This is a genomic window from Exiguobacterium sp. s59, from assembly GCF_018617475.1.
GTDB classification, from domain to species: domain Bacteria; phylum Bacillota; class Bacilli; order Exiguobacteriales; family Exiguobacteriaceae; genus Exiguobacterium; species Exiguobacterium aestuarii.
The window spans coordinates 1-26,546 of the sequence record NZ_JACSKG010000001.1; the positions used below are offsets into that span (position 1 = coordinate 1).

Consider the following 26,546-nt stretch of genomic DNA (forward strand, 5'->3'; position numbering starts at 1 on the left):
GAGACGATGAGGTAGATAGGTCATGGGTGGAAGCGTGGTGACACGTGGAGCTGAATGATACTAATCGGTCGAGGCTTTGATCTAGTCTAACGGTTTGTGTTGATGAATCCTCAGTTTTGAGAGAACAATCTCTCTAAAATATGTTGACATTATCGATAAATAATGTTAATATAATACTTGTCTGGTGGCGATAGCGAGACGGCCACACCCGTTCCCATGCCGAACACGGAAGTTAAGCGTCTCAGCGCCGAAAGTAGTTGGGGGATCTCCCCCTGTGAGGATAGGACGTTGCCAGGCAAGATCGTTCCGCAATAGCTCAGTGGTAGAGCAACCGGCTGTTAACCGGTAGGTCGTAGGTTCAAATCCTACTTGCGGAGCCACTTTCTCTTTTGGAGAGCTGTCCGAGTGGCCGAAGGAGCACGATTGGAATTCGTGTAGGCGGCAAAACCGTCTCAAGGGTTCGAATCCCTTGCTCTCCGCCAGTTTTTCAAAATTCAAACATGGCCCGTTGGTCAAGCGGTTAAGACACCGCCCTTTCACGGCGGTAACACGGGTTCGAATCCCGTACGGGTCACCATTTAATTTTATATCGTCGCGGGGTGGAGCAGTCTGGTAGCTCGTCGGGCTCATAACCCGAAGGTCGTCGGTTCAAATCCGGCCCCCGCAATTAATGTCCGGTCTCGTGGTGTAGGGGTTAACATGCCTGCCTGTCACGCAGGAGATCGCGGGTTCGAATCCCGTCGAGACCGCCATTTTTATTTTTAAAAAATCAAGACTACATATGGCTTTGTAGCTCAGTTGGTAGAGCAAAGGACTGAAAATCCTTGTGTCGGCGGTTCGATTCCGTCCAAAGCCACCATATGTGGGGGGGTAGCGAAGTGGCTAAACGCGGCGGACTGTAAATCCGCTCCCTCGGGTTCGGCGGTTCGAATCCGCCCCCCCCCACCACTTAGGGGCATAGTTTAGCGGTAGAACTACGGTCTCCAAAACCGTCAGCGCGGGTTCGATTCCTGCTGCCCCTGTTTTTAATTTAATCATGGCGATTGTGGCGAAGTGGTTAACGCACCGGATTGTGATTCCGGCATTCGAGGGTTCAATTCCCTTCAGTCGCCCCATTATTATTGGGCTGTAGCCAAGTGGTAAGGCATCGGATTTTGATTCCGACATGCGAAGGTTCGATCCCTTCCAGCCCAGCCATTTTGCGGAAGTAGTTCAGTGGTAGAATACGACCTTGCCAAGGTCGGGGTCGCGGGTTCGAATCCCGTCTTCCGCTCCAATGACTTTTTGGCGCCATAGCCAAGTGGTAAGGCAGAGGACTGCAACTCCTCTATCGTCGGTTCGATTCCGACTGGCGCCTCCAACATAATATGCCGGTGTGGCGGAATTGGTAGACGCGCACGACTCAAAATCGTGTTCCTCTGGAGTGTCGGTTCGACTCCGACCACCGGTATCCGTATGACTCTAACTGAGGTTAGGGTCTTTTTTGTGTTCAATTTGCAGGGTAAGTGATCATTTTAATCGAATGGTTTAGGGTGTAGAAACAGGGGTGAATAACATCAACCAAAAAGAGATCGTAGAACGCTTCATCCGATTTGCTGACAAAGAATGTGTAGGATCAAGTCGCTTGTATGAGATATTAGCTAGAGAAGTCGCTGAAAATGAATGGCTATTGTCTCTGTGTGAGGAGATACCTTATGGACAACCGGTGCCGAACCTGTTGTTTGGAGCTGTTCATGAGTTAGTACTTCAACACCAATCCGATGAACTAGCTATGTATTATCTGAGCGTGACGAAGAATCCAAAACAACCTGACGATGTATTTCCTTTTTTTCTGACGTTTTGTCATACATATGAAGCTGAGATTCGCAAGCGACTCATGACGCGACTTGTCCAAACAAATGAGATTCAGCGTTGCTCGTATTTATATCCGATTTTTATGAGAATCCAACAACAGACGAAGTTGCCACTCGGCTTACTCGAAATCGGAACAAGCGCAGGCCTCCAACTTTTTGTTGATCAGTATGTCTATGAGTATAATGACGTTCCGCTTGATCCGACAAATGCCTCATCTGTAAATATTTCAGTAAGCGTTGAATCGAAAGAACCGTTCCATCTCGAGGCGACAATTCCGCTCGATATCGGTACACGTCTCGGTATAGACTTGAATGTAATTGATTTAAAGGACGAAGCAGAACGGTCGTGGATGAATGCATTAATTTGGCCGGAGCATGAAACGCGCCGTCAAATGCTCGATGCTGCCATACAAGAAGTCGATTTTGACAAGGTGACACTCGTTGAAGGAGATGGCGTGTCTATATTACAAGAACTCACGACACGTCTTCCTAAAACAGAGACACTGTGCATCTTCCATACGCACGTTGCGAATCAGATGCCACGTCCTGTGAAAGAAAATCTATTAGAGCAAGTGAGGCGGATCGGACAAACGCGAGACGTCTTCCATATTTATAACAATATTCAAGACCGTTACCTTCATGTCGACATGTATCAATCAGGACGCTTAACGGAGTTGACGTATGCTGAGACAGAAGGGCATGGACGGGCATTTCGTGTGATCACACCATTGGAATCCTTATTTGTTCAGGCATCAAACTAACAATTAAGATATATCGAAATATTTTTTTCGATGATTTTAGAAAAACTTACGAATACTTGTTGACAGTTTAATGGTATAGGTGTATATTAACTGTAGTCGCTTGAACGACAACAATATTTCATGCGGGTGTAGTTTAATGGTAAAACCTCAGCCTTCCAAGCTGATGACGAGAGTTCGATTCTCTTCACCCGCTTCATATCTCTCTGCCGAGTGGCGGAGAGATTTTTTGTATGCGAAAATATATAAAGGAGGTGAACGGAATGGACCCATACACATTAAAACAACAAATCCTCGAGTATGCCGAAACCATCGGGATCGACGAGTTGAAAGTGACAACGGCTGATCCGTTCATCGTCATGAAACAGCGACTCATTCGGCAGCAAGAGAAAGGGTTTGCCTCTGGGTTTGAAGAGCCCGACTTAGAGAAGCGTACAAACCCGGAGCTCTTACTTGAAGAAGCGCAGTCAATCATAGCGATTGCGATCGCTTATCCAAGTAAGTTGAAGGATGCGCCACGGAGCGTCTCCGGAGAGCGTCGCGGGCTATTTGCCCGAGCCTCATGGGGACTGGATTATCATCGCGCCGTCGGCAATCGATTAGAGCAGCTTCAAACGTACATTGAAGAGTTGGTTCCTGGAGTGCGTACGCGCTCAATGGTCGACACGGGTGAACTCGTAGACCGAGCTGTCGCTGAACGAGCCGGAATCGGCTTCAGCGGAAAAAACTGCTCTATCATCTCACCCGAAAAAGGATCGTACTTATATTTAGGGGAAATGATTTTAGATGTTTATTTGCCGCCGGATGAAGCGATTGAAGATGGATGTGGCGACTGTAATAAATGTATGACGGCCTGCCCGACGACAGCACTCGTTGAACCGGGCGTGCTGGATGCGAAACGCTGCATCGCTTATCTTACGCAGATGAAGACGTTGATGCCACGAGAGTTTCGCTCGAAACTCGGAGGGCGACTATACGGATGTGATACGTGTCAGCAAGTTTGCCCGTATAATCGTAAAAAGGATTGGCGTCACCACGAAGAATTGTTACCGGAAGCAGAAGTCGTCAAACCGCTGTTAGAGCCGCTCTTGACATTGAGTAACCGAGAGTTTAAACAAAAGTTTGGGCATTTATCAGGTGCGTGGCGCGGGAAGAAACCAATCCAGCGAAATGCAATTTTGGCGCTCGCGCACTACCGGGAACCATCTGCGATTCCGATTTTACGTGAATTCATCCGAAACGATGAACGAGAGGACATGCGAGCGACTGCGGTATGGGCGATCGGTGCAATTCTTGGTCCTGATGCCGAATCGATTTTTGAAGAAATTGAACGTAAAGAAGTTTCTGACATGGTACATGAAGAAATTCGTATCTATCGAGAGGAGTGGACACATGAAGATCGTGTCGTCTAAATGGGGACCGTTAGCGTATGAATTAAACGCAGCAGGCAAACTGACAGCTCTTGAGTTCACCACATATGAACCGTCAGAAGAAGCTCCTGACTGGTTACAACATCTCATGATGCGCGTCGAGCAGCATGGGTTCCATGAATCAGATCGTACCTACATCGAAATGAAGGGAACACCATTTCAACAGGAAGTATGGGATGCATTGTTGACGATTCCATACGGTGAGACACGGACATATAAACAAATTGCAGAACAAATCGGTCGGCCGAAAGCTGTTCGTGCCGTCGGCCAAGCGCTCAACCGAAATCCGTTACCGATTTTATTTCCGTGTCATCGGGTGATTGGAAGCAGTGGGAAGCTTGTCGGCTTTGCAGGAGGGTTGTCTGAAAAACAACGTCTTCTTGAATTAGAAATGAAAAAGTGAGGGAAATGAACTATGGCGATTCATGTCGTAATGTTTCAACCAGAAATACCAGCAAATACAGGAAACGTCTCACGTACGTGTGCGGCGACAAACTCTGTCCTCCATTTGATTCGTCCGCTCGGTTTCTCGACAGACGATAAAATGTTGAAGCGCGCAGGGCTAGACTATTGGCAATTTGTCGATGTACGCTATCATGACTCGTTAGAGGAATTGTGGGAGAAGCATCCGGACGGACAGTTCTTCTATATCACGAAGTACGGAGAACAATATCCGAGCGATTTAGACGTTTCGGACGTAGAAGGCGACTACTTCTTTGTGTTCGGTCGTGAAACGAAAGGATTACCGATGGAAGTGATTGAGAACAACTTAGACCGTTGTATCCGTCTTCCACAATCGAACCTCGTTCGTTCATTGAACGTGTCGAATACAGCTGCCATCATTGTATATGAGGCTCTACGCCAACAAGGATATGCAGGGTTGAAATAAAAAAAGAGCCGGATTCGTAAAGAATCCCGGCTCTTATTCGTTACCCTCAGGTTTACGGTTATATCCAGCTGTCAAAATCGCTGCGAGGAAGACGACGCTGATTCCAACCATCAATAATAGGCCCATCCAAAAATCCCCCTTTTAATCTCCATAACTATAAATAGTATAATATACTTGGTAGTAGAATTGCACTGAATATAAGAAATTACTGTGAAATTGGAGAAGGAACATGAAAACGAATGTGTACTTACTGAGCTATGCCCCACTCATCGGAATAATTTTGTTTTCCATGTCACTTGCAATCGCAACGTCCGAGTATGTGATCCAGTGGCTGAATCAAATTGGCGTATATAGTGAAATCATCGAACTGTTATCTGTGCAAGAAACGAAAGTATTCGTACTCGTCGTGTTCTTCACTATCTTCTTTATGTTGTTTAGTGCACTCAAACTGGTCGCCGATACGTTCAATCAACTCGGCTTCGCTTTTTTTGCGCGAGAAACAAACGGGACGTCACTCCATCGACTTAAGCCTGGAGCGATTATCTTCCTCATCGGTTCTGGGATCAGTTTTCTGTTTCTGAATACATTACTTGCTGTCATGGCCGTCCTTGTCTGTACGTTATTGATGTATCTCTTTTACTACGTCTGGCAAGTGAGTCAATCGATGTCCGTTCCCCGTGCAATCGGCTTGTTGCTCATGCAAGGTGTCATGTGGGCGACATTGATCAGTGGGTTAGGATGGTCGATTCTGCGGCTGTTTAATTCTGTCGGAGATATCATCTTATGAGAGAGAAATTTGAGCCGACGTTTGATGAAATAGAGGCGTGGTGTCAGACGTTTGTTCCAAAAGAAACGTTGTACTGGATCGATTCTACTTTCTTTGAAGATTTGCCGAGTAGTGTCCTCATTTTACCGAGAGAAGAGTTTTCCCGTCACCCCGCTTATAAAAATCCGCATCTTTCGAATGCCTATCTGACATGGATGATGGGAGAAGGCGTCACACATGTTGTCCATGCCCCGTCAAACGCGGTTGATGGTTTACGTCAGGACATCAAGTCCCGTCTTCTTGAATATCAGGTGAAGGCGAATCGTGGGCTTGTTTTACCTCTTGCCGTTGAGCAGCGGAATGAGGTATCAGATGACGCAATCGTGGAGAAGGATGGGCAATCTTTCATCGTCTTACACGAGTCGAACTGGAATGAACTTTCATTGAACATGCGTCATTCTCTTGTATTTAGTTATGCGAAAGAATGGGATGCATGGGAAGGGGAACGATGTGATGAACGGACACCAGCACATCTCGTTACATATGCGAATACATTTCCGATACTTGAAGGGAGTAATTGTCTGGCGGCGACGTTATATGCAGCCACACAAAGCGAATGGATGATTCACCAGTGGATTCATCCAGAGACATTTCTTCAGACGATTCAGCAGAGCGGTTTTGAAACGGTAACGGATACTGTTCCGGAAGCAGGTGACGTCCTTACTTTTTGGAACGAACAAGAGCAACTTGTTCACGCCAGCTACTGTGTTCGAGAAAACCTATATTTCAACAAGCACGGTCAAGTTCGTTTTAACCCATGGAAACTCATAAATCACGATGAATTATTGAAACACTGGGGAAATTATCATATGCGAATCGAACGCAGAGTGTGAGTCATCAAAAAAGAGTCAGCTGATAAAATTCGGCTGACTCTTTTTAATCAATGTGCCTCCGTCCAGACGATTGCCGGGTAAGCACGGTTGGCAAGTTCGGGGAACGGTCGAGGCGTGTCGGCCCCAAGCCAAATCGCCGTGATGGTTTGATCTGTTAATCCGACGTACCACATATCTTTATTGTCATTCGTCGTGCCTGTCTTTCCTCCAAGGTATTCGTAATCACGTTTCACTTTACTCGCGTAACGTCCCGTTCCGTATGTCGTGACGGTCGTTAAAGCCTTCTTCATCACGTTCATGGTATCGGGAGACCAGACTGCCTCTTCTTTCAAAATAGGCGTCAGTGCGGGCTCACCAGATTTGAATGTGATTTGTTTAATCGTATGACCGGATGTATAGACGCCTTTGTTTAAGAACGGTGTGTAGGCTGCCGCGAGTTCTTTCGGAGAGACCCCTTGCGTGAGGCCACCGAGAGCGCTCGCCAAGTTTTCATCCTGTTCATCATCCCATTGACTGAACATCATGTCAGCCGTCTCGTAGGCGCGTCGCTGATCGAGTGCCGAAAAAGCCGCCAAGGCTGGTGTGTTGTAGGAGTAGGCTACCGCATCTTTCAATAACACATCGCCTAACACACGGTCGTGACTGTTCCCAGGACAGTAGGAACCGTAACATGTCGGTCGACCATCGAGAACTGTATCAAGCGTTGCCTTAGTCTCTTCGATGAACGGGGCGAACACGAGAATCGGTTTGATCGCGGAACCCGGTTGACGATAGGCTTGAGTCGCTCGGTTAAATTCACCGACTTGTGTCATTTCTGAATCGACCATCGCCACAATTCGTCCTTGAGGTGTCAGTTCTGTATATCCTCCGTTCAACCCGGATGGAAGTTGACTCATCACGGCTTTTGCTTTCGTCTGTTTGGCTGTCGATAAGTATGTCTCGATCGTCGCTTCATGCGTCGATAAATAGTCTCTGGCTTCGGCGTCATCCAAGTCATACCGTGAACGGACTAACTGAATCGCCTCGCGGACGACCGTATCCATATAATCCGGATATTGAATCGTTTGACTTCGGTAAGAAGCCTCTAGGTTCACACCATGATATTGGTCATAGGCACTCTTTGAGATGACACCTGCTTCAAATAGTTGTGTCAAAATCCGATCTTTTCGTTCGAAGTATGCATCTGAAGGATTAAGCGGGTCATAGAGTGACGGGTTATTCGGTACCGTCAATAAGTAGGCGAGTTGATTCCAGTTAAGATCGGCGAGCGGTCTCGAAAAGTATGTATCGGCCGCAGATTGAATTCCATATACATTATGTCCAAAGAAAATAACATTGCTATAAGCGGTTAATATTTCTTTCTTGCTATAGTTTTCTTCAAGCGCTCGTGCGATCAATAATTCCTTTACTTTACGCTCATATGTCCGTTCATGAGTAAGGTAAACATTTCGTGCGAGCTGTTGGGTGATGGTGCTTCCACCTTGAACAGATGTCTCATTTGCGTTATTTATAAATGCCCTGGCAATCCCGCTCAAATCGTAGCCGGGGTGGGCGTTGAATTTTCGGTCTTCGATGATCATAATGGCTTCTTGAATGTGTTCGGGCAATGCCTTGGGTGAGACATCATTTCTGCGTCCTGCCAAGTAAATTTGCTGTTCGCCGCCATTGTAAGCGAGCGTGATGGCATGTTTCGACGAGAGTGGTTGGGCTGACACCAGCTCTTGTCCCCAAGATAAGATTTCATCAGTCTTTTTGATCTCTTCTTTCAATGCATTTGCGAGTGTCAAAGAAGTCGCTAATAGCCCCGCAAAAAATAAGGTTCCAATCCAAGCTCTCATCGTTTCACCTCTTTCTATTCATTATATCGTCAAATTTACAAAAAAATAAAAATGTAAACGTTATCATATAATAATTCGAGAAGGAATACTTTAGGAAAGAGCGAAAAAGGGTAAAAGAGGTTGTATATTACGATTTTGAGGAGGCTTATTATTTATGAAGCAAGAAATGGTTGCAATGCTCCTTGCGGGAGGAGAAGGAAAACGATTGGGGCCTCTCACGCGAAAAACGGCGAAACCTGCCGTTCATTTTGGCGGAAAGTACCGCATTATCGATTTCCCATTGTCAAACTGCACGAACTCTGGAATTACAACAGTCGGGGTGTTGACGCAATACGAGCCACTTGAATTGAATCGTTACTTAGGAATCGGGACGGCATGGGATTTAGATCGTCGCAATGGGGGATTAGCGATCCTTCCACCTTACCAAGCACAGTCGGGGAAAAATTGGTACGAAGGGACAGCGAATGCGATTTATCGTAACTTGAGCTATATCGACGCTTATGAGCCAGATTATGTCTTGATCCTGTCAGGAGACCACATCTACAAGATGGACTACGAGAAGATGCTCGAAGCCCATAAAGAAAGACAAGCTGATGTGACAATCTCCGTAATGGAAGTACCGTGGGACGAAGCGTCACGTTTTGGGATTCTGAATACGGCGGATGACCTACGCATCAATGAGTTCGAAGAGAAACCTGAAGAGCCGAAGAGCAACTTGGCATCGATGGGGATTTATATCTTCAACTGGAGTGTCTTGCGTGAGCATTTGATTAAAGATGCGGAGGATGAGACGTCAAGCTTTGACTTCGGGAAGAACATCATTCCAAACACACTTCTCCAAGGACTTGATGTTTTCGCTTATAAATTCAAAGGATATTGGAAAGACGTCGGAACCATTCAATCGCTTTGGGAAGCAAATATGGATCTGTTAGAAGAAGAACCACCATTTGATTTGTATGATCCGAACTGGAAAATTTATTCGGTCAATCCGAATCAGACACCACAATATATCGGTAAAGATGCCTGCGTCGAGCAGTCTGTGATTAATGAAGGGTGTCATATCGAAGGGGAAGTTCAACATTCGGTCTTGTTCTATGACGTTCGTGTCGGAGAAGGATCGCTCGTGAAAGACTCGGTCATCATGCCGGGAGCTAGAATCGGAAAAGATGTAACAATTCACAGAGCCATTGTCGCAAGCTGTGCAGTCATTGAAGACGGCGCGACAGTCGGTGAGCCGGGTGGTGAAATCGTTGTTATTGAACCACACGAAAACATTGAAAGCGGAACCGTCTTCAAACAAAGAGTTTGAAACGAGTAAAGATCGACGCAAGGAGGCGTTACTGTTGACGAACGATTTATTAGGGGTCATTAACTTAGGAACGGAGCAAGGTCTGTTTCCAGAATTCACAGGTCATCGTAATTTAGCAGCGGTTCCATTCTCGGGGCGCTATCGTCTGATTGATTTCACGTTGACGAATATGATCACACAAAACATCAGTCAAGTCGGGATTTTCACGTTAGACAAGTACCGCTCATTGATGGACCATCTCGGCTCGGGGAAAGAATGGGATTTGGACCGTTCACAAGGCGGACTTCACATTTTCCCACCTGCCTTAAAGCCGGACGGGGAAGCGTATCTTGGTGACTTAGCCAACTTCTCGATGCACCGAGAACATTTCATTCGCAGCAAGCAGCCGTATGTTGTCATTACCGGCTCGAACGTGTTGACGACGATTGACTATAACGACATGCTTGAGCATCACAAGTCGATGGGCGCGGACATTACGCTTGCCTATACGACGCATGAGCAGAAATGCGGCTACTGTCGTCCAATCCGCCTCGGCGAGAATGATCGCGTCGTTGGCGTGTCAGAACGCGGCTTTTCACCAGATGATGAATACGCTTATACAGAAACGATCATCATGTCGAAAAATCTCTTTATGCGTCTCGTCGACGAAGCGACGTCTAAAGGAGAATACGATTTATTAGACGGTGTCATTCGCCCGCAGCTCCACCGTTTGCATGTACACGGCTACCATTATGTCGGAAAAATGCAGGTCATCCACTCGGTGCTTTCGTACTATAACGAAAGTATGCGATTGCTTCGTGGGGAAGGAATCATTTATGACTTCCCGCACATCTATACGAAAATCAAGCATGAGCCACCGACTCGTTATTTGAAAGGGTCAAAAGTGAACGAAGCGCTCGTCGCGAACGGGTGTAAGATTCATGGTGAAGTTCAAAACAGTATTCTCTTCCGTGGTGTTCAAGTGAGTAAGCACGCCCGCGTGAAAAACTCAATCATCTCGTCGAAGTCGATCATTGAAGAAGGTGCTGTCGTCGAAAACGCAATCCTGGATAAGGAAGTCGTCGTAAAACGAGGACAGGTCATCCGAGGTACAATCGACGAGCCGATTGTCATCGCAAAACGAACAGTGGTGTGAGGAGGATTTTATGAAAATTTGGTATGTTGCTTCAGAAGCGGCACCGTTCATGAAAACGGGGGGGCTCGCCGACGTTGTCGGTTCGCTCCCTCAAGCGGTGGCGGATTTAGGAGAAGAAGTGAGCGTCGTCATGCCGAAATATGGCTCGATTGCTGACGAATATGTGGACGAGATGGAATATTTGTTCGACCTGATCGTTCCGGTCGGTTGGCGGAAGCAATTCGGTGCGGTCTTGAAATTAGAGCGAGATGGCATCACGTATTATTTCATCGATAACGAGTATTACTTTAAACGTGACGGTGTCTTATATGGACACTTTGATGATGCGGAACGCTTTGCCTTCTTTTCACGGGCGGTTCTCGAAATGATTGGGAAGATGGAAGATGTACCTGATGTCCTTCATTGCCATGACTGGCAGACAGGGATTTTACCGGCCTTCTTACGAATTCATTATCAACATATTGAAGCGTATCAACGCATTCGCACAGTCTATACCATCCATAACCTGCAATACCAAGGGATTTTCCCAGAAGAGATTCTCGGCGAACTGTTACAGTTCGGTCCTGAACATTTTACGGCCGAAGGCATTCAACATAATGGTCTCGTCAATTACATGAAAGCCGGAATCGTGCATTCTGATCAAATTACGACCGTCAGCCCGTCATATCGAGACGAAATCATGGAACCGTATTACGGCGAAGGATTGGACGGGGCCTTACGTCATCGCGCGGTCGACGTCCGAGGGATTTTAAACGGAATCGATTTGGCAACGAATGATCCGTTTACAGATCCGCGTATCGAACAGACGTATAACCTCGATACGTATAAAGAAGGTAAACTCGCCAACAAGCGAGCGTTACAAGAACGACTCGGTCTTGAGGTTCGAGATGATGTCATGCTCATCGGGTTCGTTAGCCGTCTCGTCGACCAAAAAGGGCTCGATTTGATTAACGGAGTATTTGAAGAACTCGGTCAGTTGCCATGCCAATTCGCATTTCTCGGTTCCGGACAGCCAGAATATGAAGGAATCGTTCACGAGATGACAGCAGCACATCCAGGGAAAGTGGGCTCATATATCGGTTTTGACATCGAACTCGCACACTTGATTTACGCTGGATCGGATGCTTTTTTAATGCCGTCACGTTTTGAACCTTGTGGACTCAGCCAATTGATTTCGATGCGCTATGGGACGTTACCGATTGTCCGTGAAACGGGTGGACTTCGTGACACGGTGAAGCCGTATAACGAGTTCACACAAGAAGGGACCGGATTCGGGTTTATGAACTATAATGCTCACGAAATGTTGGCAACAATCGAAAAAGCGATTCGTGTCTTCTATGAGAAAGAAAATTGGCATGCACTCGTCCATCAGGCGATGACCGCGGACTTTAGCTGGAAACAATCCGCCAAGCAATATCGTGAGTTATATCATTTATTCGCATGAGTGGAAGGAGCTAACTTGATTTATGTTCACAGATAAACAGAGCTTTGTCGACGCGTTTAAAGAACGATTCATCGCATTGAATGGGAAGTCGATCGAAGATGGGACAGAGCAGGAAGTGTATCAAACCTTGGCAACGATGGTGCGCGAACAGGCCATGCCAAAATGGATTCATACGCGCGACCGTCAAGAAGAAAAACATAGCAAGCAAGTCATCTACTTCTCGCTTGAGTTTTTATTAGGTCGTTTCCTGTACAACAACTTGTTGAGTCTAGACGTGTTAGAGCTCGTCAAAGAAGGACTCGAGGACCTCGGATATGACTTTACGGAGATCACAGAGCTAGAACCAGAACCGGGACTTGGAAATGGAGGTCTTGGTCGCCTAGCAGCCTGCTTCCTCGATTCATTGGCCGCGCTCAGTTTGCCTGGTCACGGGAACGGGATTCGTTACCGGTATGGGCTTTTCAAACAAAAGATTGTCGATGGGTATCAAGTCGAGTTGCCGGACAACTGGCTACGTGACGGGAACATGTGGGAGACGAGACGTCAGGATAAAGCTGTCGACATCAACTTCGGCGGATGGATTGAGATGAAGCAAATCGGTGATCGGTTGCGCGTCGTCCATCATCCAGACGAAGTCGTGAGAGCAGTGCCGTACGACATGCCCATCATCGGCTATCAAAATGACGTCGTGAATACGTTACGTCTTTGGAATGCCGAATCACCACTTGACGATGAGGCGTATTTGGAGAAAACGAAAGGGACGTATAAAGACTTGTTGCGACATAAACAGTCGATTGCGACCATTTCGGAATTTTTATATCCAGACGATACAACGTATGAAGGAAAAGTGCTGCGCTTAAAACAACAGTACTTCTTTGTGTCGGCAGGTATTCAATCGCTGCTCGCTTCTTATATGAAACGGAATAAATCCCTCAAACAATTAGGGGACCATTATGCCATCCATATCAACGATACGCACCCGGTTGTCGCAATCCCTGAACTGATGCGAATCTTGATGGATGAGCATGGATATGGTTGGGATGAGGCGTGGCGCATCACGAAGAGCGTCATGTCGTTCACGAACCATACGCTCCTCGCTGAAGCGTTAGAGAAATGGCCGGTCGAGATGTATCAACGACTATTACCACGTGTGTATCAGATTATCGAAGAGATTAATCGACGCTTCTGTCGGGACGTATTAGTCAACTATCCTCATCTTGAATCACATATGGGTGAAATCGCAATCGTGTCGAATGAACACATCAATATGGCGAACCTAGCCGTCGTTGGCTCGCATTCCACGAACGGGGTTGCCCAGATTCATACCGATATCTTGAAACAGCGTGAGATGCGTTATTTATATGAGATGTTCCCGCTTCGCTTCAACAACAAGACGAACGGAATCACACATCGACGTTGGCTCTTGAAGTCGAATCCACGATTGTCTGATGCGATTACGGAGGCGATTGGTCCGTCATGGATTGAGCATCCGAACGATTTGGAGAAGTTGATGGGTGTCTCGAAAGATAAGAGTTTCCAAGAGATTGTGATGGATGTGAAACAACAGAACAAATTTGATTTGGCTGCTTACATTCAGGAAGAGACGGGAGAAACCGTTGACCCACACTCAATTTTTGACGTTCAAGTCAAACGTCTCCACGCCTATAAGCGTCAGCTTTTAAACGCTCTTCATATCCATGCACTTTACTTGAAGATTCAATCGGATCCGACGTTTACGATGGTCCCGCGTACGTTTATTTTTGGTGCGAAGGCGGCACCGGGGTACCATTATGCGAAAGAAATCATTCGCTATATCAATGCGCTTGCTACTTTAATCAATAAAGATAAGCGGGCGAGCCAATTCATCAAAGTCATCTTCCTCGAGAACTATCGTGTCTCGATGGCTGAACGTATTTTCCCAGGGTCTGACTTGAGCGAACAAATCTCGACGGCGAGCTACGAGGCATCAGGTACCGGCAACATGAAATTCATGATGAACGGTGCGTTGACGATCGGTACGCTAGATGGGGCCAATATCGAGATTCGTGACGCGGTCGGAGACGATCATATCTTTATTTTTGGGTTATCCCCACAAGAAGTCATGAACTATAAAAAATTCGGGGGATATCATGCGGCGGAGATTTATCACGCTCATCAAGAAATCAAAGATGTGGTTGACGGTCTCGTCAATGGGACGTTCGATAAGGTGGGCGAATATCAGTTCCAGTCGATTTTCGATTCACTTCTCGTCTATAACGATGACTTCCTCGTATTGAAAGACTTCGTCTCCTATATGCGAGCACAGCGACGTGTCGATGAAGTATTCAGCGATCGTTCGCGTTGGGCAGAGAGCTCAATCGTCAACACGGCAAAATCGGGGATCTTTTCAAGTGACCGGACCATCACGGAATATGCGAATGCGGTCTGGAATATCAAACCGACGAGCGTTAAATAAAGATTTTTTGGAATAACATTAAAATCGATGTAAAATAAAAACGATCCACCCGTCACGGGTGGACCTCGTTTTCTGGATAGCTGATCCAGTCAGAATAGGATCCTGGATAGAGTCGAACATCGTCTTTACCGAGGGCGTGTAGCGCCAGAATATTGACACAGGCGGTCACACCACTACCGCAATAAAAGATTGGATTTTCGACAGAAAGAACGTCTTTATAGAGTTCTTTTAAATCGTGAAAGTCCTCTAATGTACCGAGCTCCGTGATGGCCTCGGCATAAGAACAGAGCAACGCGTTCGGGATATGACCTGCCTTTTTGTCAATCGGTTCATGTGACCCGTTGAAGCGGTCTTCTGTTCGTGAATCATAGAGGGAGCCGCTCGTGGCAGCTTTCACCTCTTCGAGTGTCGCGATCATGTCGTCTCGGAAGTCTGGTGTATAGTCACTTGCTGGATAGTCTGGGACGTCCGTCGTAGTCTCACCACAATAGGTGATGCCAGATTGGATGCCGCCTTCTAAGACAACGACCCGTTCGTGACCGGCCCATTTGAAGAGCCACCATGCACGAGCTGCAAATGGGAAGCCGTCATCATAAATGATGACCAAGTCTTCTTTATTAAGGCCGATGCGGCGGAGCGTTCCCGTCCATGCTTCTTTTGAAGGAAGCGGGTGACGTCCACCATGTTCGCCGAGCGGACCGGACAAGTCTTCCATCAAGTCGAGAAAGACAGCGTTCGGAAGGTGTCCCTTTCGGTAGACATATTTACCATAGGACGCGTCGTTAAGTGAATATCGGCAATCGATGAAACGAATCGAGTTCGTATGCACGATTTGTTTTAATTCTTGGGCACGCATTGTTGGAAACATTAATATCACCTCGAGGTTTCGTTACTCTCATCGTATACAAGATGGAAGCAATTGGCGAGTACTTCGATTGAATTTTTTGAGGGTGAAAGGGGAATGAATCATGACATGGCAACAAACATATGACCGTTGGAATCAATTTGAAGGGCTAGCACCGCATTTACGTGCGGAACTTGATGAGCTCGCAAAGGATGAGACGACGTTAGAAGATGCATTTTATAAGACGCTTGAATTCGGGACAGGCGGGATGCGCGGAGAAATCGGACCAGGTGCGAACCGAATGAACGTGTATACGATTCGAAAGGCATCACAAGGCTTTGCAGACTTTATCGCTGCTTCAGGAGAAGAGGCGAAACGTCATGGTGTCGTGATCGCCCATGACTCTCGTCATTTTTCACCTGAGTTTGCTTTGGAGGCGGCGCGGACGCTTGCGTCAAACGGAATCAAGACGTACTTGTTCCCAAGTTTGCGCGCTACACCCGAACTCTCGTTTGCCGTACGTCATTTGAATGCGTTCGGTGGCATTGTCATCACAGCGAGTCACAACCCGCCAGAATATAACGGGTTCAAAGTTTATGGAGCAGACGGTGGGCAACTTCCACCAGCGGAAGCGGATGAACTCGTCAGTTACGTCAATGCGATTGAAGATGAGTTGAAGATCGAGATTGAAGATGAGGCGGCGCTTCGCCAAACGGGGCTTCTCGTCACAGTCGATCCATCCGTCGATGAAGCTTATATGGAAGCACTCCAGTCGATTCGGATTCATCGTGACATACAGGATAGCCCCCTTCAAATCGTCTATTCGCCGCTCCACGGAACGGGACGCCGTCCGGTCATGGAAGGATTGAAAGCATATGGGTTTAACCATGTGACGATTGTAGAAGAGCAGGCAGAACCAGACGGTGCCTTCCCGACCGTCAGCTATCCGAACCCGGAGGAAAAGGCTGCATTTAAACTAGCGATGGAATACGGAGATCGTGTCGGGGCCGATTTACTCATGGCGACCGATCCGGATGCGGACCGTGTCGGCTTGACGGTACGCGGGCGTGACGGGGAATGGTTCGTCTTGACTGGGAACCAGACGGGTGCGCTCTTAATGGAATATATCCTCTCACAAAAGAGCGAGACGGGAACACTCCCATCGAACGGCTTCGTCGCTAAGACGATCGTCACGTCAGAACTCGGTGCCGCGATCGCGAAAGCTTATGGCGTACACCTTGAGAACACGTTGACGGGATTCAAATTCATCGGCGAGAAAATCAAACAATATGAGGAGTCAGGTGAATATGAATTCCTCTTTGGCTATGAAGAAAGCTACGGCTATTTGATTGGCGACTTCTGTCGCGACAAAGATGCTGTCCAAGCTTGTTTACTCGCAGCAGAGATGGCGGCCTACCATAAGCAAAACGGCCGGACGCTCTACGATGCGTTGCAATCGATTTATGAGAAGTACGGCTTCTATGAAGAGTCATTACAGTCGATGACGCTAAAAGGGAAAGCAGGTCTCGAACAAATCGGGCGAATGATGGAAGCGTTCCGTGCCAATCCACCAAAAGAAGTCGGTGGGTATGAAGTCGTTCGTTTCGAAGACTATAAGAAGCAAGTGGCAACTGACTTACGGACAAATACGTCTGAAGCCATCGAGTTGCCTTCATCGAACGTCTTAAAATTCGTCTTTGCGGACGGGTCTTGGTTCTGCCTTCGCCCATCTGGTACAGAGCCGAAAATCAAGTTTTACTTTAGTGTACACGCGGATCGCGCCGAGAAGACGACGGCGAAACGTGAAGCGATTGAAGCAGACGTCATGAAACAGGCAAAAGCCATCGACTGATGGGAGACATCACTCTAGCGATAGGGTGATGTTTTTTGTTTGACATGAAGACATCGCGCCAGTATGATGAGGTTATTGTTTAAAACCGTGTAATCATATAAGGATTATAGGAAAGGCGGAATCATCATGAAAAAAACATTAACAAGCGTACTCGCAATCGGAGCTTCAGTCGGGCTTCTCGCAGCTTGCGGTAACGAAACAGACAGTGGAGCGGACGAAGCAGTCATCACTGTCGGGACAGAGGCGACATACCCACCGTTCACATATAAAGATAAAGGTGAATTGATGGGATATGACATCGACGTCTTGAACGAAGCGGCAGAACGTGCCGGTTATAAAGTAGAGTACGAGGCAATGGACTTCAAAGGACTCGTTCCAGCACTTGACGCAGAACGCATCGACATGATTGCTAACCAAATGAGCATCACGCCTGAACGTGAAGAAAAGTACGCATTCTCTGACCCGTATGCAGTATCGGGAGCTCAAGTTATCGTTGGATCGGATAACAACGACATTCAAGGAGTAGACGACCTCGACGGCAAATTAGTCGGATCGACGCAAGGTTCGGTCTATGCGCAAATGGCGGAAGAAGCTGGTGCCGAAGTGAAATACTACAAAGGGGCGAACCAAGTGCTTCAAGACCTCGAAGTCGGTCGTCTTGATGCGGCATTGAACGACCGTCTCTTCATCTTGACAGAGCTTGAAAAAACAGGCTATGACGTCAAAGCAGTCGGTGACATCTTCAACACGAGCGAAGCTGGGTTCATGACACGTCAAGATAGCGACGTTCTTGAGAAATTGAACGAAGCACTTGCAGAAATGAAAGAAGACGGTACGATGCAGGAAATCGGTGAGAAGTACTTCGGTGAGGATATCAGTCAATGAATGAACTGATCACGACCGTCATAGATAACCGTTCGGTCTATCTTGAAGCCGTCCAGCTCACGTTGATCGCCAGTGTCCTGTCGATTCTTCTCGCCTTGGCGCTCGGTCTGATCATCGCTCTACTTCATAGTAGTCCGATTAAAATCGTACGGTTGTTCACGCGGACGTACATTTCGTTCTTCCGCGGAACACCGCTCTTACTTCAATTATTGATTTTGTATGTCGGTCTCACTGGGTTCGTGCAACTGAGTGGGATGCAGGCGCTCATCTTCGGACTCGGGTTCCACTTTGCGGCCTATATCTCGGAAGCGTTCCGGGCAGCCATCAACTCTGTCGATAAAGGGCAGGTAGAGGCAAGTGTCGCGTTAGGGATTCCGAAAATGAAGCGTTTCAAAGACATCATTTTCCCACAGGCGCTTTCACGCGCCATCCCGCCTGTCTCGAACTCGGTCATCGACATCATCAAGTCGACGTCACTCGGTTCGGTCATCGCGGTTCAGGAGTTAACGTACGTGTCTGACCAAATTGCAGCAACGACGTATTTGGTCATGCCGTTACTCTTGTTCTCGGCTTCGATTTATTGGATCTTATCGACCTTGATTCAAGCCGGTCAACACAAACTCGAACAGCGTTACGCGATTCGATAAGAAAAAGCCTCGATTCAGACGAATCGAGGCTTTTTGTATGGCTTAACGGATCACGAGTTCAGTTTCTCCGTCGAAGAAGTGTGCTTTTGTCATATCGAGTGCGAGTTCAACATCGTCACCCATGTGGATGTTCGAACGACCGTCGACACGTGCTGTGAACTGATGTCCACCAAGCTCTGCGTAGAGATAAGACTCTGATCCCATGAGCTCAGCGACGTCGATGTGCGCTTTGAACGTGTGCGTCGTTGGTGAGTCGAGGTAGATTGGCTCATCATGGATTGATTCTGGACGAATTCCGAGGACGAGTTCTTTTCCGACATAGCCACGGTCACGAAGCGTCTTCATTTTTCCTTCTGGAACGTTGACTTCTTCACCGTTCGTGATGAATTTGCCTTCTGCGAGTGTTCCGCGGAAGAAGTTCATTGAAGGTGAACCGATGAAGCCAGCGACGAAGATGTTGTCTGGATGATCGTATACTTCTTTCGGTGATCCAACTTGTTGGATGAGACCATCTTTCAAGATGACGATACGTGTAGCGAGTGTCATCGCTTCCGTTTGGTCGTGGGTAACGTAAATTGTCGTTGTGTCCAAACGGTTGTGGAGTTGGATAATCTCTTTACGCATCTGTACACGAAGTTTCGCATCCAAGTTTGAGAGCGGCTCATCCATCAAGAAGACTTTTGCGTCACGAACGATTGCACGACCGATGGCAACACGTTGACGTTGACCACCTGAGAGCGCTTTTGGTTTACGCTCGAGGTACTCTTCCAAACCGAGAATACGAGCAGCGTCTTTTACGCGACGGTCAATCTCGTCTTTCGGGAATTTACGGAGCTTCAAGCCGAATGCCATGTTGTCATAAACACTCATGTGCGGATAGAGCGCGTAGTTTTGGAAGACCATAGCAATGTCACGATCTTTAGGAGCGACGTCGTTCATTCGTTTCCCGTCAATGATAAAGTCACCGTTTGAAATCTCTTCAAGACCTGCGATCATACGAAGTGTTGTCGATTTACCGCAACCAGACGGTCCGACGAAGACGATGAATTCACGGTCTTTAATGTGTAAGTTGAAATCGCTGACGGCTTTGACGCCACCATCGTAAATTTTATCAATATGTTCTAAACGAATTTCTGCCATGTCGTTAGCCTCCTAAAGAATCTGTGTGTGTATAATAGCGCTTACAAGAAAGATTATATGATGAAACCGCTTGCATTGAATATAGACAAGTTGCACAAAAACCGTTAATCGGATTTGTGCAACGTGACCATGAGTTGAAGGAGACTCGCATCATAAAACTTTCGAGCATCATAACCGGTCGTCTCAAAGAGGCGATCGAGTCGATAATTCAGCGTATTTCGGTGCATGAAAAGTGCTTTCGCCGTATGGGAGACGTTCAACGAGTTACTGAATAACGCCTCGAGCAATTCGATTGTCGATAGATCGAGCATCTTCATGAGTGGAGCGGTAATGTGACTCCGCTCTTTTAAGTCCTGTTCTTGTAGTAAATAATGGTATAATAATTGACTAGCAGGGTAAGTTTTAGTAGACAGACGAGCGTATGGCATGAGCAGTTGATGTTGACGATACACAAGAGCGAGAGAACCTTGTGAACGTTCGCTGTAGACCGCGTGTGCTTCGATGAAACAATCACTCGCAATGGCACGCAACACGTCCTCGAACTCTTGGAGATCGACAAATGAATCTCGTTCGATGAGTTCGATGTGTTTTGTTGTCATCCATACGATTTCAGCATGTGGCATGAAGTCGTGGACGATACTGATGAATGATTCGAACGCTTCCTCTTCCGCTTCTTGAAGCGAGAGAGAAATGAGCCGAAACGATTGGTCAAGACGATACGTCTCATCTTGAAGGCGTTCTTGCCATTTTCGCTGATGTGGGTCGGTCTGAAGGATCGGGGTCGCCCACATGCGGAGCAGTTGCTGTTCACGTTCGGTCAATTCGAATGTCGGGAGCCCAAATATGGTACCATCTTGCGTCTCGAACCAGTCAAGGTCACCAGATGCATCTTCCGACCGATGGACAGCAGTCGGAAAAATCGATTTAATACGATCAAACGTATTCAATACTATCACCTCATCAACAATGTATCATATTTCAGATCGGAGGCTTGCAGTTTGGACGGGTTATTAAAGATTTTACTCATGATTGTGATTGGTGCGACGATTGGGGGCGTGACGAACTTTCTCGCCATCAAGATGTTGTTCCGACCGCATGAACCGAAATATATCGGTTCGTTCCGGATACCTTTTACACCAGGTCTCATTCCGAAACGTCGGGATGAATTAGCATCTAGCTTAGGGAAAACGGTCGTCAAACACTTATTGACACCAGAAGGCATGCGAAAGCGATTATTGGATGACCAAGTGACGACGCATATTACGCACTTTGCGCAACAAGAAGTTCAAGCGATGTTACGCTCGGATAAAACGGTTCGAGAACTCGTAGAACCCCTCTACCCGAACGCAGAGGCACGCATCCTCACGTTGGCGGATGACAAGTTACGTGACGAGTTAGCGAGCGTCATGGCTGAAGTGAAAGAGCGGAAGTTGTTTGAATTGCTTGGAGAAGAAGGGATGGACCGAGTTCGGGCAGTCATTCCTGAAATTGTGGAGGCGCTTCTCGTCAAATCGGAAGAGTATTTTTATTCCCCTGAAGGCGAGGCACAACTTCGTCATATGGTCGATTCGTTCGTTCAGCGTCGACTCGGGTTTATCGCAGGCTTTATTCAAAATATGAACTTTGTCGAGATGGTCCGACCAGAAATCGTCAACATCTTACGAGGGCAGTCGACGCGTGACGGTATGACGACGATGATCACACGTGAATTTGAGCGATTTAGTGAGAAGACGGTTGATACGTTGATTGATGAACGTTTAGAGGCGCGACTCATTGATGGCATCACAGAACAAGTCGTCACACGTTTGCCAATCGGGCAATTGTTAGATCGACCGCTCTCGTCTTACACGCAGTCCATTGAAGCACGAGTCGTCGACGAACTCGTCCCACAAGGTGTCACCCTTGTCATTGAGCGCTTCACGAATCAAATGGAGACGATTATGGACCGATTGAAAATCGATAAAATCGTTCAGGAACAGGTTCAGTCACTCGACACATCATACCTCGAAGAGATTGTTTTATCGATCTCGAAACGAGAGTTCCGGGCAATAACATGGCTTGGAGCGCTGTTAGGTGGTATGATTGGGTTGATTCAAGGGTTGATTGCCATCTTGTGATGGCCACGCCCTAATAGCATTTAGGAGGACGTTACATGTCACAAACAAACTTGTACGACCAAGCTTACCAATTGGAGAAAGCACTTCGCGATTCTGAAGAGTTCACAACACTCTCTTCTTTATACGATCGTGTCAATGCGGATGCGGAAGCGAACCAGTTGTTCGCTGACTTCCGTAACATCCAAATGACGCTTCAACAAAAGCAAATGCAAGGAGAGGAAATCTCTGAGCAGGAAATGATGGATGCGCAAACGAAAATGATGAGCGTTCAACAGAACGAATTGATCATGGAGCTCATGCAAGAAGAGCAACGCATGCACCAGCTCGTTACAGAAGTAACGAAAATTATCATGAAACCACTTGAGGAGCTTTACGCGCCGATGGTGAATGAAAACGAAGTTCAATAAGATGTGAGGAGCGGATGGCAATCGAGCCATCCGCTTTTTTTGTTGATGAGATTGTCACAAACAACAAAGTGAGCGCTTTCAAATGAGATTTATAATAAATATAGATGGAATAGTGGAGAAAGGGTGAACTGGCATGTGGATCGTGCTCATTTTAGTCGTGATGATTGTCTTTTTCATAACAGGTTGGCTAAGAGCGGACTTGGTCGCATTGATCGGACTTCTCGGTCTCGTCCTGACCGAGCAGCTGACGCCGAGTGAGGCGATGGCAGGGTTCTCGAAATCAGTCGTCTTGATGATTGCCGGGCTATTTATTGTCGGAGCTGGATTGTTTCACTCTGGATTAGCTGAACGGTTGGCTTCCGTGCTCATCCCATATGCGAATGGAAGCGAGACGCGACTTTTTTATTTGTTCATGTTAACTGTCACCGTTCTTTCAAGCGTGATGTCCAACACAGGGACCGTTGCATTGCTCATCCCTGTCGTCATGGCGATGACTCGACAAATCAAGCGATCTGCGAAAGGGTACCTCATGCCGCTTGCTTTTTTCTCAAGCATCGGTGGAACGATGACATTGATTGGAACACCACCAAACCTTGTCGCGGCTGAATCGCTACGAGGTCTAATTGATGTGCCAATTGGTTTCTTTTCGTTGTTTCCGATAGGTGCAGTCGTGATGTTTGTCGGATTGCTGTACTTTCGTCTGATCGGGAATCGTTTGCTCGATCAAGGTCGTTCAAGAGAATGGGATGAAGGGGGAGCAATCGAATCGATTAACCCGAACGTATATGTCATGTCGATCGACGCGTCGCATCCACTGATTGGCAAACGATTAAATGATTTGAAATGGTCGCATGACGGTGTCATCGTGTTGAAGGAACGGATTAGAGGGATAGGGAAACATTACGAGACCGCGCGTGCCGACACCGTATTACGTGCCGGGTCGTTACTCGTCAGTGGAGATGAGCAGCGAGTCCGTTCTCTCTCCGAACAACAACACATCCCTTTTAAGAAGGTCGAGGCAACAAACGTCTATGACAAGACCGGTGGCATCGTCATGTTTACGGTTCCAGGGTCGAGTCAACTTGTAGGGAGATGTCTCCATGAGAGTCAACTACGTAATGCATTTCATGTGAACGTCTTGCGTGTCATCCGTCCACAAGAAGAAATTGCACAAGTGAGGCTGAAAGATACGCCGCTAAAACAAGGGGACTTGTTGATGGTGCAGGGGAAATGGGAAGATTTAGAGCGAGTTGAACAAGAGACACGATTACTACTCTCGAACGAGCGAGTGACGGACGTGGCGAATCGAACGGTGTCGAGTCATCATCAACTCGCGGCTGGTGTAATCATGGTCATGATGATGACGATGTTCGTGTTTGAATGGGTCGACCCGACCGTCGCGGTTTGGCTAGCAGCACTTGCGATGGTGATGAGTGGAGCCGTACGCCATCTAGACGTTGCGTATCAATCGATTCAATGGTCTTCACTCGTCTTGATTGCGGCCATGATCCCAGTAGGAACGGCGCTGGAGAAGGCGGGTGTCATGGCGTGGCTTGTCGACTGGATCGGACAGTCGTTCGCGGGTTTTGGTCCTGCCTGGGTCCTCGTCGTTTTATTTCTTGCGACAATGGTCCTCAGTCAAATCATCTCGAACACCGCGACAGCTATTTTGTTTATCCCGCTCGCCATCGCCCTGTCGGAATCGATGGCGGTCAGTCCTGTCCCGTTCGTCATCGCCGTCGCCATTTCAGCATCTCTCGCCTTCATGACTCCGTTCGGGTCTCCGACGAATGCGATGGTATTTAGTGTGGGAGACTATCGTTTCATGGATTTCGTCAAAGTCGGTGTCCCGTTGCAACTGCTCACTGGCATCGTCGGAATCCTCATGATTCTTCTTCTCTTTCCATTTTAAGCAGGATTTAGGGGGTGGATAACGAAAGTAAAGTGATCAGGAAATGAAAGGATGGAAGACGATGAAAAAATGGATATTGGTTTTCCTCTGCTTGTTTCTCGTAGCCTGTGGGAAAGAAGAGACGGCCGAACCAAAACCTGAGATGACGGAGAACGGACGGGTGGCCGAACAGTATCTCGAGAAACAACAGTACCCAATCGTCTCATATGAAGGCGAGTATACGAGTACGTTAACCTTAGAAGAGTTGGCGGAAGATCGTGCACGGACCACTTGGGGAGTACAATCCGTGTCACCGGATGAATACGTTGGAAAGACCATATACTATGAAAACTTTACGGTGAAAGATCATCCGATTGGTGAACAATCTCCCGCCGGTCAGACTGCTGTCTCGGTAATGGTCGTGGATGGAGAGGTAATCGGGGGAACGTCATTCCCTGTGACAGACGGATCAGGTTTAGGGAGCGGATATAGTTTGAGCGGAGAATCGTTCGAGGACATTCACGCTGATATTCAGGAATGGCAGGAAGCATGGGACGAGAAATATGGAAATTAAAAAGTAGACCGAGAACAATAATCTCGGTCTACTTTCATTATGATGCCGTTCCTTTCAATTTCCCCGGTAATTTGCAACGTTCAAAATAGATGAGTTGCCCTCGGCGAACAATGCGCGCGCCTTTGTGCTCATGACCTGCGACACGAAGCAAATCGAGCCCTTTTTGTTTGGCTGATTGATCATCGCTCGCTTCGAACATTTCATTCAACACGAGCGTGCCGTCGTTCTCAAATCCCGTCACCGTGTATGTCTCCATTCACATGACCCCCTTTCTCTCTATTTTAATGAATGACTATTCATTCTTCAAGAGAAGGTTTCGTCAGTTCGTCGAATGTCAGTTGACGTGTTGATTCGGTTCGCGGAATCAAGTCGGATACGGTCAGTCCAATCAAGCGGACGGGTTCGGTGACGTTCATCTCATCGAAAAGACGCCTTGCGAGCCTCCGGATTTCGTCGTGGTCATGAGTGGGATGATTTAATTTGATTTGATGACTCCGAGCCTGAAACTCACTCGTCTTTAATTTAATCGTGACGGTTTGACAGCTCAGCTCGCGTCGGTCGAGCTGACGCAAGACATCCTCCATCTCGGGAATGACTCGTTCGAACACTTCTTCTGGGTCGTCGATGTCAAACGCAAACGTCGTCTCCGACCCGATTGATTTGCGTTCCCGTGTGGCGACGACGGGACGCGTATCTCTTCCATGTGCCAATTCATATAATTGTTGTCCGCGATCGTGTCCAAAGATGGCTTTCAGTTGTTCGGGACGAGCTTGTTGGAGGTCCCCGATTGTATGATATCCACTCTTATAAAGTGTTTGAGCTGTCACTTTTCCGACTCCGTGCATCGCTTCGATTGAGAGAGGAGCGAGAAAATCGGCGACATCATCAGACGGTACGACGGTAAGACCGTTCGGTTTGTCAAAACCGGACGCAATCTTCGCGACGAACTTTGAAGGTGCGACACCAGCGGATGCCGTGAGACCGGTACGCCGTTTAATCTCGCCTAAAATATATCGGGCAATATAGGGGCCTGACGTGCTCAACAGCGTATTTTCGGTCACGTCGAGATAGGCTTCATCAAGTGATAACGGTTCGACGAGAGGGGTGACCGACTTAAAAATGTCCATGACCTGCGTGCTAACTTGGCGATAAGCTTGAAAGCGTGGTTTCACAAACGTGGCATGTGGACACAACGCAAAAGCGCGACGTGATGACATCGCGCTGTGTACGCCGTACTTCCTCGCTTCATATGAACAAGTGGCGACGACTCCGCGGCTGTGGGGTGGTCCTCCGACGATGACAGGTTTTCCTCGTAAGTTGGGTCGGTCCCGTTGCTCGACGGAGGCGTAAAAAGCATCCATGTCCACATGAATGATGAGTCGTTCCATAACATCACCTTTCCTGTGCAATTCTCTTTTC

General features: G+C 47.5%; 23 protein-coding genes, 14 tRNA genes and 2 rRNA genes. 33 read left to right on the forward strand and 6 right to left on the reverse strand.

The features are described 5' to 3' along the window. The 22 genes from KNO91_RS00005 to KNO91_RS00110 all read left to right on the forward strand — a co-directional run. A 23S ribosomal RNA gene (locus KNO91_RS00005) occupies nt 1-84 on the forward strand; the annotation flags it as partial. 96 nt (nt 85-180) lie between these two features. Beyond that, a 5S ribosomal RNA gene (gene rrf / locus KNO91_RS00010) occupies nt 181-297 on the forward strand. 8 nt (nt 298-305) lie between these two features. Next, nucleotides 306-380 (forward strand) — tRNA-Asn (locus KNO91_RS00015). An 11-nt stretch (nt 381-391) separates the two neighbouring features. After that, nucleotides 392-482, forward strand: a tRNA-Ser gene (locus tag KNO91_RS00020). A 20-nt stretch (nt 483-502) separates the two neighbouring features. Continuing rightward, a tRNA-Glu gene (locus KNO91_RS00025) sits at nt 503-577 on the forward strand. A gap of 16 nt (nt 578-593) precedes the next feature. Then, a tRNA-Met gene (locus KNO91_RS00030) sits at nt 594-667 on the forward strand. Nucleotides 668-676: 9 nt separating this feature from the next. Then, a tRNA-Asp gene (locus KNO91_RS00035) sits at nt 677-752 on the forward strand. 31 nt (nt 753-783) lie between these two features. Continuing rightward, nucleotides 784-859 (forward strand) — tRNA-Phe (locus KNO91_RS00040). Nucleotides 860-864: 5 nt separating this feature from the next. Then, nucleotides 865-948: transfer RNA gene (locus tag KNO91_RS00045), tRNA-Tyr, on the forward strand. A 3-nt stretch (nt 949-951) separates the two neighbouring features. Further along, nucleotides 952-1,022: transfer RNA gene (locus KNO91_RS00050), tRNA-Trp, on the forward strand. A 17-nt stretch (nt 1,023-1,039) separates the two neighbouring features. Beyond that, nucleotides 1,040-1,115: transfer RNA gene (locus tag KNO91_RS00055), tRNA-His, on the forward strand. Between the two features lie 7 nt (nt 1,116-1,122). After that, nucleotides 1,123-1,197 (forward strand) — tRNA-Gln (locus KNO91_RS00060). 4 nt (nt 1,198-1,201) lie between these two features. After that, nucleotides 1,202-1,276, forward strand: a tRNA-Gly gene (locus KNO91_RS00065). A gap of 10 nt (nt 1,277-1,286) precedes the next feature. Continuing rightward, a tRNA-Cys gene (locus KNO91_RS00070) sits at nt 1,287-1,360 on the forward strand. A gap of 9 nt (nt 1,361-1,369) precedes the next feature. Then, nucleotides 1,370-1,450 (forward strand) — tRNA-Leu (locus tag KNO91_RS00075). 96 nt (nt 1,451-1,546) lie between these two features. After that, the gene (locus KNO91_RS00080; protein WP_371816620.1) at nt 1,547-2,614 is read left to right on the forward strand and encodes a DUF2332 domain-containing protein; all 1,068 of its coding nucleotides are present in this window, start codon (nt 1,547-1,549) and stop codon (nt 2,612-2,614) included. Between the two features lie 122 nt (nt 2,615-2,736). Then, nucleotides 2,737-2,807: transfer RNA gene (locus KNO91_RS00085), tRNA-Gly, on the forward strand. Between the two features lie 67 nt (nt 2,808-2,874). Further along, nucleotides 2,875-4,023 (forward strand): tRNA epoxyqueuosine(34) reductase QueG, encoded by a 1,149-nt coding sequence (gene queG / locus KNO91_RS00090; RefSeq protein WP_214815492.1) that lies wholly within the window; start codon nt 2,875-2,877, stop codon nt 4,021-4,023. After that, complete coding sequence (locus KNO91_RS00095; RefSeq protein ID WP_214815494.1) at nt 4,004-4,444, forward strand: methylated-DNA--[protein]-cysteine S-methyltransferase; 441 nt, start codon at nt 4,004-4,006, stop codon at nt 4,442-4,444. Before queG ends, KNO91_RS00095 begins: the two co-directional genes overlap by 20 nt. Nucleotides 4,445-4,456: 12 nt before the next feature. Next, the gene (gene trmL, locus KNO91_RS00100; protein WP_026826698.1) at nt 4,457-4,930 is read left to right on the forward strand and encodes a tRNA (uridine(34)/cytosine(34)/5-carboxymethylaminomethyluridine(34)-2'-O)-methyltransferase TrmL; all 474 of its coding nucleotides are present in this window, start codon (nt 4,457-4,459) and stop codon (nt 4,928-4,930) included. Nucleotides 4,931-5,159: 229 nt separating this feature from the next. After that, nucleotides 5,160-5,717, forward strand: a complete 558-nt coding sequence (locus KNO91_RS00105; RefSeq protein ID WP_074032604.1) for a DUF5366 family protein — start codon at nt 5,160-5,162, stop codon at nt 5,715-5,717. Further along, on the forward strand, nt 5,714-6,589 hold the full coding sequence (locus KNO91_RS00110; protein ID WP_214815497.1) for a hypothetical protein: 876 nt from the start codon (nt 5,714-5,716) through the stop codon (nt 6,587-6,589). The genes KNO91_RS00105 and KNO91_RS00110 overlap by 4 nt, the downstream gene beginning before the upstream one ends. A gap of 47 nt (nt 6,590-6,636) precedes the next feature. On the opposite strand, the gene KNO91_RS00115 is transcribed toward KNO91_RS00110, so the two are convergent. Continuing rightward, nucleotides 6,637-8,427 carry a transglycosylase domain-containing protein gene (locus KNO91_RS00115; RefSeq protein ID WP_214815500.1) on the reverse strand — a complete coding sequence of 597 codons (1,791 nt, stop codon included), beginning with the start codon at nt 8,425-8,427 and terminating at the stop codon, nt 6,637-6,639. Nucleotides 8,428-8,581: 154 nt separating this feature from the next. Between KNO91_RS00115 and KNO91_RS00120 the strand changes: the two genes are divergently transcribed. Genes KNO91_RS00120 through KNO91_RS00135 form a run of 4 tightly spaced genes read left to right on the forward strand, consistent with a single transcriptional unit; the run spans nt 8,582 to nt 14,770 of the window. Beyond that, nucleotides 8,582-9,736: a glucose-1-phosphate adenylyltransferase gene (locus KNO91_RS00120; RefSeq protein ID WP_214789737.1), complete on the forward strand. Its 1,155-nt coding sequence runs from the start codon at nt 8,582-8,584 to the stop codon at nt 9,734-9,736. Continuing rightward, nucleotides 9,669-10,871 (forward strand): glucose-1-phosphate adenylyltransferase subunit GlgD, encoded by a 1,203-nt coding sequence (gene glgD / locus KNO91_RS00125; RefSeq protein WP_371816621.1) that lies wholly within the window; start codon nt 9,669-9,671, stop codon nt 10,869-10,871. The genes KNO91_RS00120 and glgD overlap by 68 nt, the downstream gene beginning before the upstream one ends. 10 nt (nt 10,872-10,881) lie before the next feature. Then, the gene (glgA, locus tag KNO91_RS00130) at nt 10,882-12,315 is read left to right on the forward strand and encodes a glycogen synthase GlgA (protein WP_214815503.1); all 1,434 of its coding nucleotides are present in this window, start codon (nt 10,882-10,884) and stop codon (nt 12,313-12,315) included. Nucleotides 12,316-12,337: 22 nt separating this feature from the next. Then, nucleotides 12,338-14,770 (forward strand): glycogen/starch/alpha-glucan phosphorylase, encoded by a 2,433-nt coding sequence (locus KNO91_RS00135; protein WP_214815506.1) that lies wholly within the window; start codon nt 12,338-12,340, stop codon nt 14,768-14,770. A gap of 52 nt (nt 14,771-14,822) precedes the next feature. On the opposite strand, the gene KNO91_RS00140 is transcribed toward KNO91_RS00135, so the two are convergent. Then, nucleotides 14,823-15,638 carry a sulfurtransferase gene (locus KNO91_RS00140; RefSeq protein ID WP_214815509.1) on the reverse strand — a complete coding sequence of 272 codons (816 nt, stop codon included), beginning with the start codon at nt 15,636-15,638 and terminating at the stop codon, nt 14,823-14,825. Nucleotides 15,639-15,738: 100 nt separating this feature from the next. Here KNO91_RS00140 and KNO91_RS00145 point away from each other — a divergent pair, with 100 nt between their 5' ends. The 3 genes from KNO91_RS00145 to KNO91_RS00155 all read left to right on the forward strand — a co-directional run bounded on the left by KNO91_RS00145 (nt 15,739) and on the right by KNO91_RS00155 (nt 18,998). Next, nucleotides 15,739-17,466: a phospho-sugar mutase gene (locus tag KNO91_RS00145; RefSeq protein WP_214794551.1), complete on the forward strand. Its 1,728-nt coding sequence runs from the start codon at nt 15,739-15,741 to the stop codon at nt 17,464-17,466. A 126-nt stretch (nt 17,467-17,592) separates the two neighbouring features. Beyond that, nucleotides 17,593-18,351 (forward strand): transporter substrate-binding domain-containing protein, encoded by a 759-nt coding sequence (locus tag KNO91_RS00150; RefSeq protein WP_214794549.1) that lies wholly within the window; start codon nt 17,593-17,595, stop codon nt 18,349-18,351. Then, nucleotides 18,348-18,998 (forward strand): amino acid ABC transporter permease, encoded by a 651-nt coding sequence (locus KNO91_RS00155; protein WP_015880920.1) that lies wholly within the window; start codon nt 18,348-18,350, stop codon nt 18,996-18,998. The genes KNO91_RS00150 and KNO91_RS00155 overlap by 4 nt, the downstream gene beginning before the upstream one ends. 42 nt (nt 18,999-19,040) lie before the next feature. Here the strand turns inward: KNO91_RS00155 and KNO91_RS00160 are convergent, their stop codons facing one another. Beyond that, nucleotides 19,041-20,138, reverse strand: a complete 1,098-nt coding sequence (locus tag KNO91_RS00160) for an ABC transporter ATP-binding protein (RefSeq protein ID WP_214789726.1) — start codon at nt 20,136-20,138, stop codon at nt 19,041-19,043. Between the two features lie 104 nt (nt 20,139-20,242). Further along, on the reverse strand, nt 20,243-21,094 hold the full coding sequence (locus KNO91_RS00165; protein WP_260569865.1) for a PucR family transcriptional regulator: 852 nt from the start codon (nt 21,092-21,094) through the stop codon (nt 20,243-20,245). Between the two features lie 42 nt (nt 21,095-21,136). Here KNO91_RS00165 and KNO91_RS00170 point away from each other — a divergent pair, with 42 nt between their 5' ends. From KNO91_RS00170 to KNO91_RS00185, 4 genes are all read left to right on the forward strand, one after another. Further along, entirely contained in the window at nt 21,137-22,255 is a 1,119-nt protein-coding gene (locus KNO91_RS00170; protein WP_251126006.1) for a DUF445 domain-containing protein, read from the forward strand. A gap of 35 nt (nt 22,256-22,290) precedes the next feature. Next, complete coding sequence (locus tag KNO91_RS00175) at nt 22,291-22,662, forward strand: YlbF family regulator (protein WP_074032614.1); 372 nt, start codon at nt 22,291-22,293, stop codon at nt 22,660-22,662. 133 nt (nt 22,663-22,795) lie between these two features. Next, nucleotides 22,796-24,574 (forward strand): SLC13 family permease, encoded by a 1,779-nt coding sequence (locus KNO91_RS00180; protein WP_214815512.1) that lies wholly within the window; start codon nt 22,796-22,798, stop codon nt 24,572-24,574. Nucleotides 24,575-24,635: 61 nt separating this feature from the next. Next, complete coding sequence (locus KNO91_RS00185; protein ID WP_214794545.1) at nt 24,636-25,127, forward strand: hypothetical protein; 492 nt, start codon at nt 24,636-24,638, stop codon at nt 25,125-25,127. Nucleotides 25,128-25,164: 37 nt separating this feature from the next. On the opposite strand, the gene KNO91_RS00190 is transcribed toward KNO91_RS00185, so the two are convergent. Beyond that, a complete protein-coding gene (locus tag KNO91_RS00190) occupies nt 25,165-25,383 on the reverse strand; it encodes a YhzD family protein (RefSeq protein WP_214794543.1) in 219 nt (72 codons plus the stop codon). A 40-nt stretch (nt 25,384-25,423) separates the two neighbouring features. Beyond that, on the reverse strand, nt 25,424-26,515 hold the full coding sequence (gene dinB / locus KNO91_RS00195) for a DNA polymerase IV (protein ID WP_214794541.1): 1,092 nt from the start codon (nt 26,513-26,515) through the stop codon (nt 25,424-25,426). Nucleotides 26,516-26,546 lie beyond the last annotated feature (31 nt).

Excerpts from the sequence above, each read along its gene's own strand:
- queG (WP_214815492.1), top strand. The coding sequence starts at position 2,875 with ATGGACCCATACACATTAAAACAACAAATCCTCGAGTATGCCGAAACC.
- KNO91_RS00095 (WP_214815494.1), top strand. The coding sequence starts at position 4,004 with ATGAAGATCGTGTCGTCTAAATGGGGACCGTTAGCGTATGAATTAAAC.
- trmL (WP_026826698.1), top strand. The coding sequence starts at position 4,457 with ATGGCGATTCATGTCGTAATGTTTCAACCAGAAATACCAGCAAATACA.
- KNO91_RS00105 (WP_074032604.1), top strand. The coding sequence starts at position 5,160 with ATGAAAACGAATGTGTACTTACTGAGCTATGCCCCACTCATCGGAATA.
- KNO91_RS00110 (WP_214815497.1), top strand. The coding sequence starts at position 5,714 with ATGAGAGAGAAATTTGAGCCGACGTTTGATGAAATAGAGGCGTGGTGT.
- KNO91_RS00115 (WP_214815500.1), bottom strand. The coding sequence starts at position 8,427 with ATGAGAGCTTGGATTGGAACCTTATTTTTTGCGGGGCTATTAGCGACT.
- KNO91_RS00120 (WP_214789737.1), top strand. The coding sequence starts at position 8,582 with ATGAAGCAAGAAATGGTTGCAATGCTCCTTGCGGGAGGAGAAGGAAAA.
- glgA (WP_214815503.1), top strand. The coding sequence starts at position 10,882 with ATGAAAATTTGGTATGTTGCTTCAGAAGCGGCACCGTTCATGAAAACG.
- KNO91_RS00135 (WP_214815506.1), top strand. The coding sequence starts at position 12,338 with ATGTTCACAGATAAACAGAGCTTTGTCGACGCGTTTAAAGAACGATTC.
- KNO91_RS00140 (WP_214815509.1), bottom strand. The coding sequence starts at position 15,638 with ATGTTTCCAACAATGCGTGCCCAAGAATTAAAACAAATCGTGCATACG.
- KNO91_RS00145 (WP_214794551.1), top strand. The coding sequence starts at position 15,739 with ATGACATGGCAACAAACATATGACCGTTGGAATCAATTTGAAGGGCTA.
- KNO91_RS00150 (WP_214794549.1), top strand. The coding sequence starts at position 17,593 with ATGAAAAAAACATTAACAAGCGTACTCGCAATCGGAGCTTCAGTCGGG.
- KNO91_RS00155 (WP_015880920.1), top strand. The coding sequence starts at position 18,348 with ATGAATGAACTGATCACGACCGTCATAGATAACCGTTCGGTCTATCTT.
- KNO91_RS00160 (WP_214789726.1), bottom strand. The coding sequence starts at position 20,138 with ATGGCAGAAATTCGTTTAGAACATATTGATAAAATTTACGATGGTGGC.
- KNO91_RS00175 (WP_074032614.1), top strand. The coding sequence starts at position 22,291 with ATGTCACAAACAAACTTGTACGACCAAGCTTACCAATTGGAGAAAGCA.
- KNO91_RS00180 (WP_214815512.1), top strand. The coding sequence starts at position 22,796 with ATGTGGATCGTGCTCATTTTAGTCGTGATGATTGTCTTTTTCATAACA.
- KNO91_RS00185 (WP_214794545.1), top strand. The coding sequence starts at position 24,636 with ATGAAAAAATGGATATTGGTTTTCCTCTGCTTGTTTCTCGTAGCCTGT.
- KNO91_RS00190 (WP_214794543.1), bottom strand. The coding sequence starts at position 25,383 with ATGGAGACATACACGGTGACGGGATTTGAGAACGACGGCACGCTCGTG.
- dinB (WP_214794541.1), bottom strand. The coding sequence starts at position 26,515 with ATGGAACGACTCATCATTCATGTGGACATGGATGCTTTTTACGCCTCC.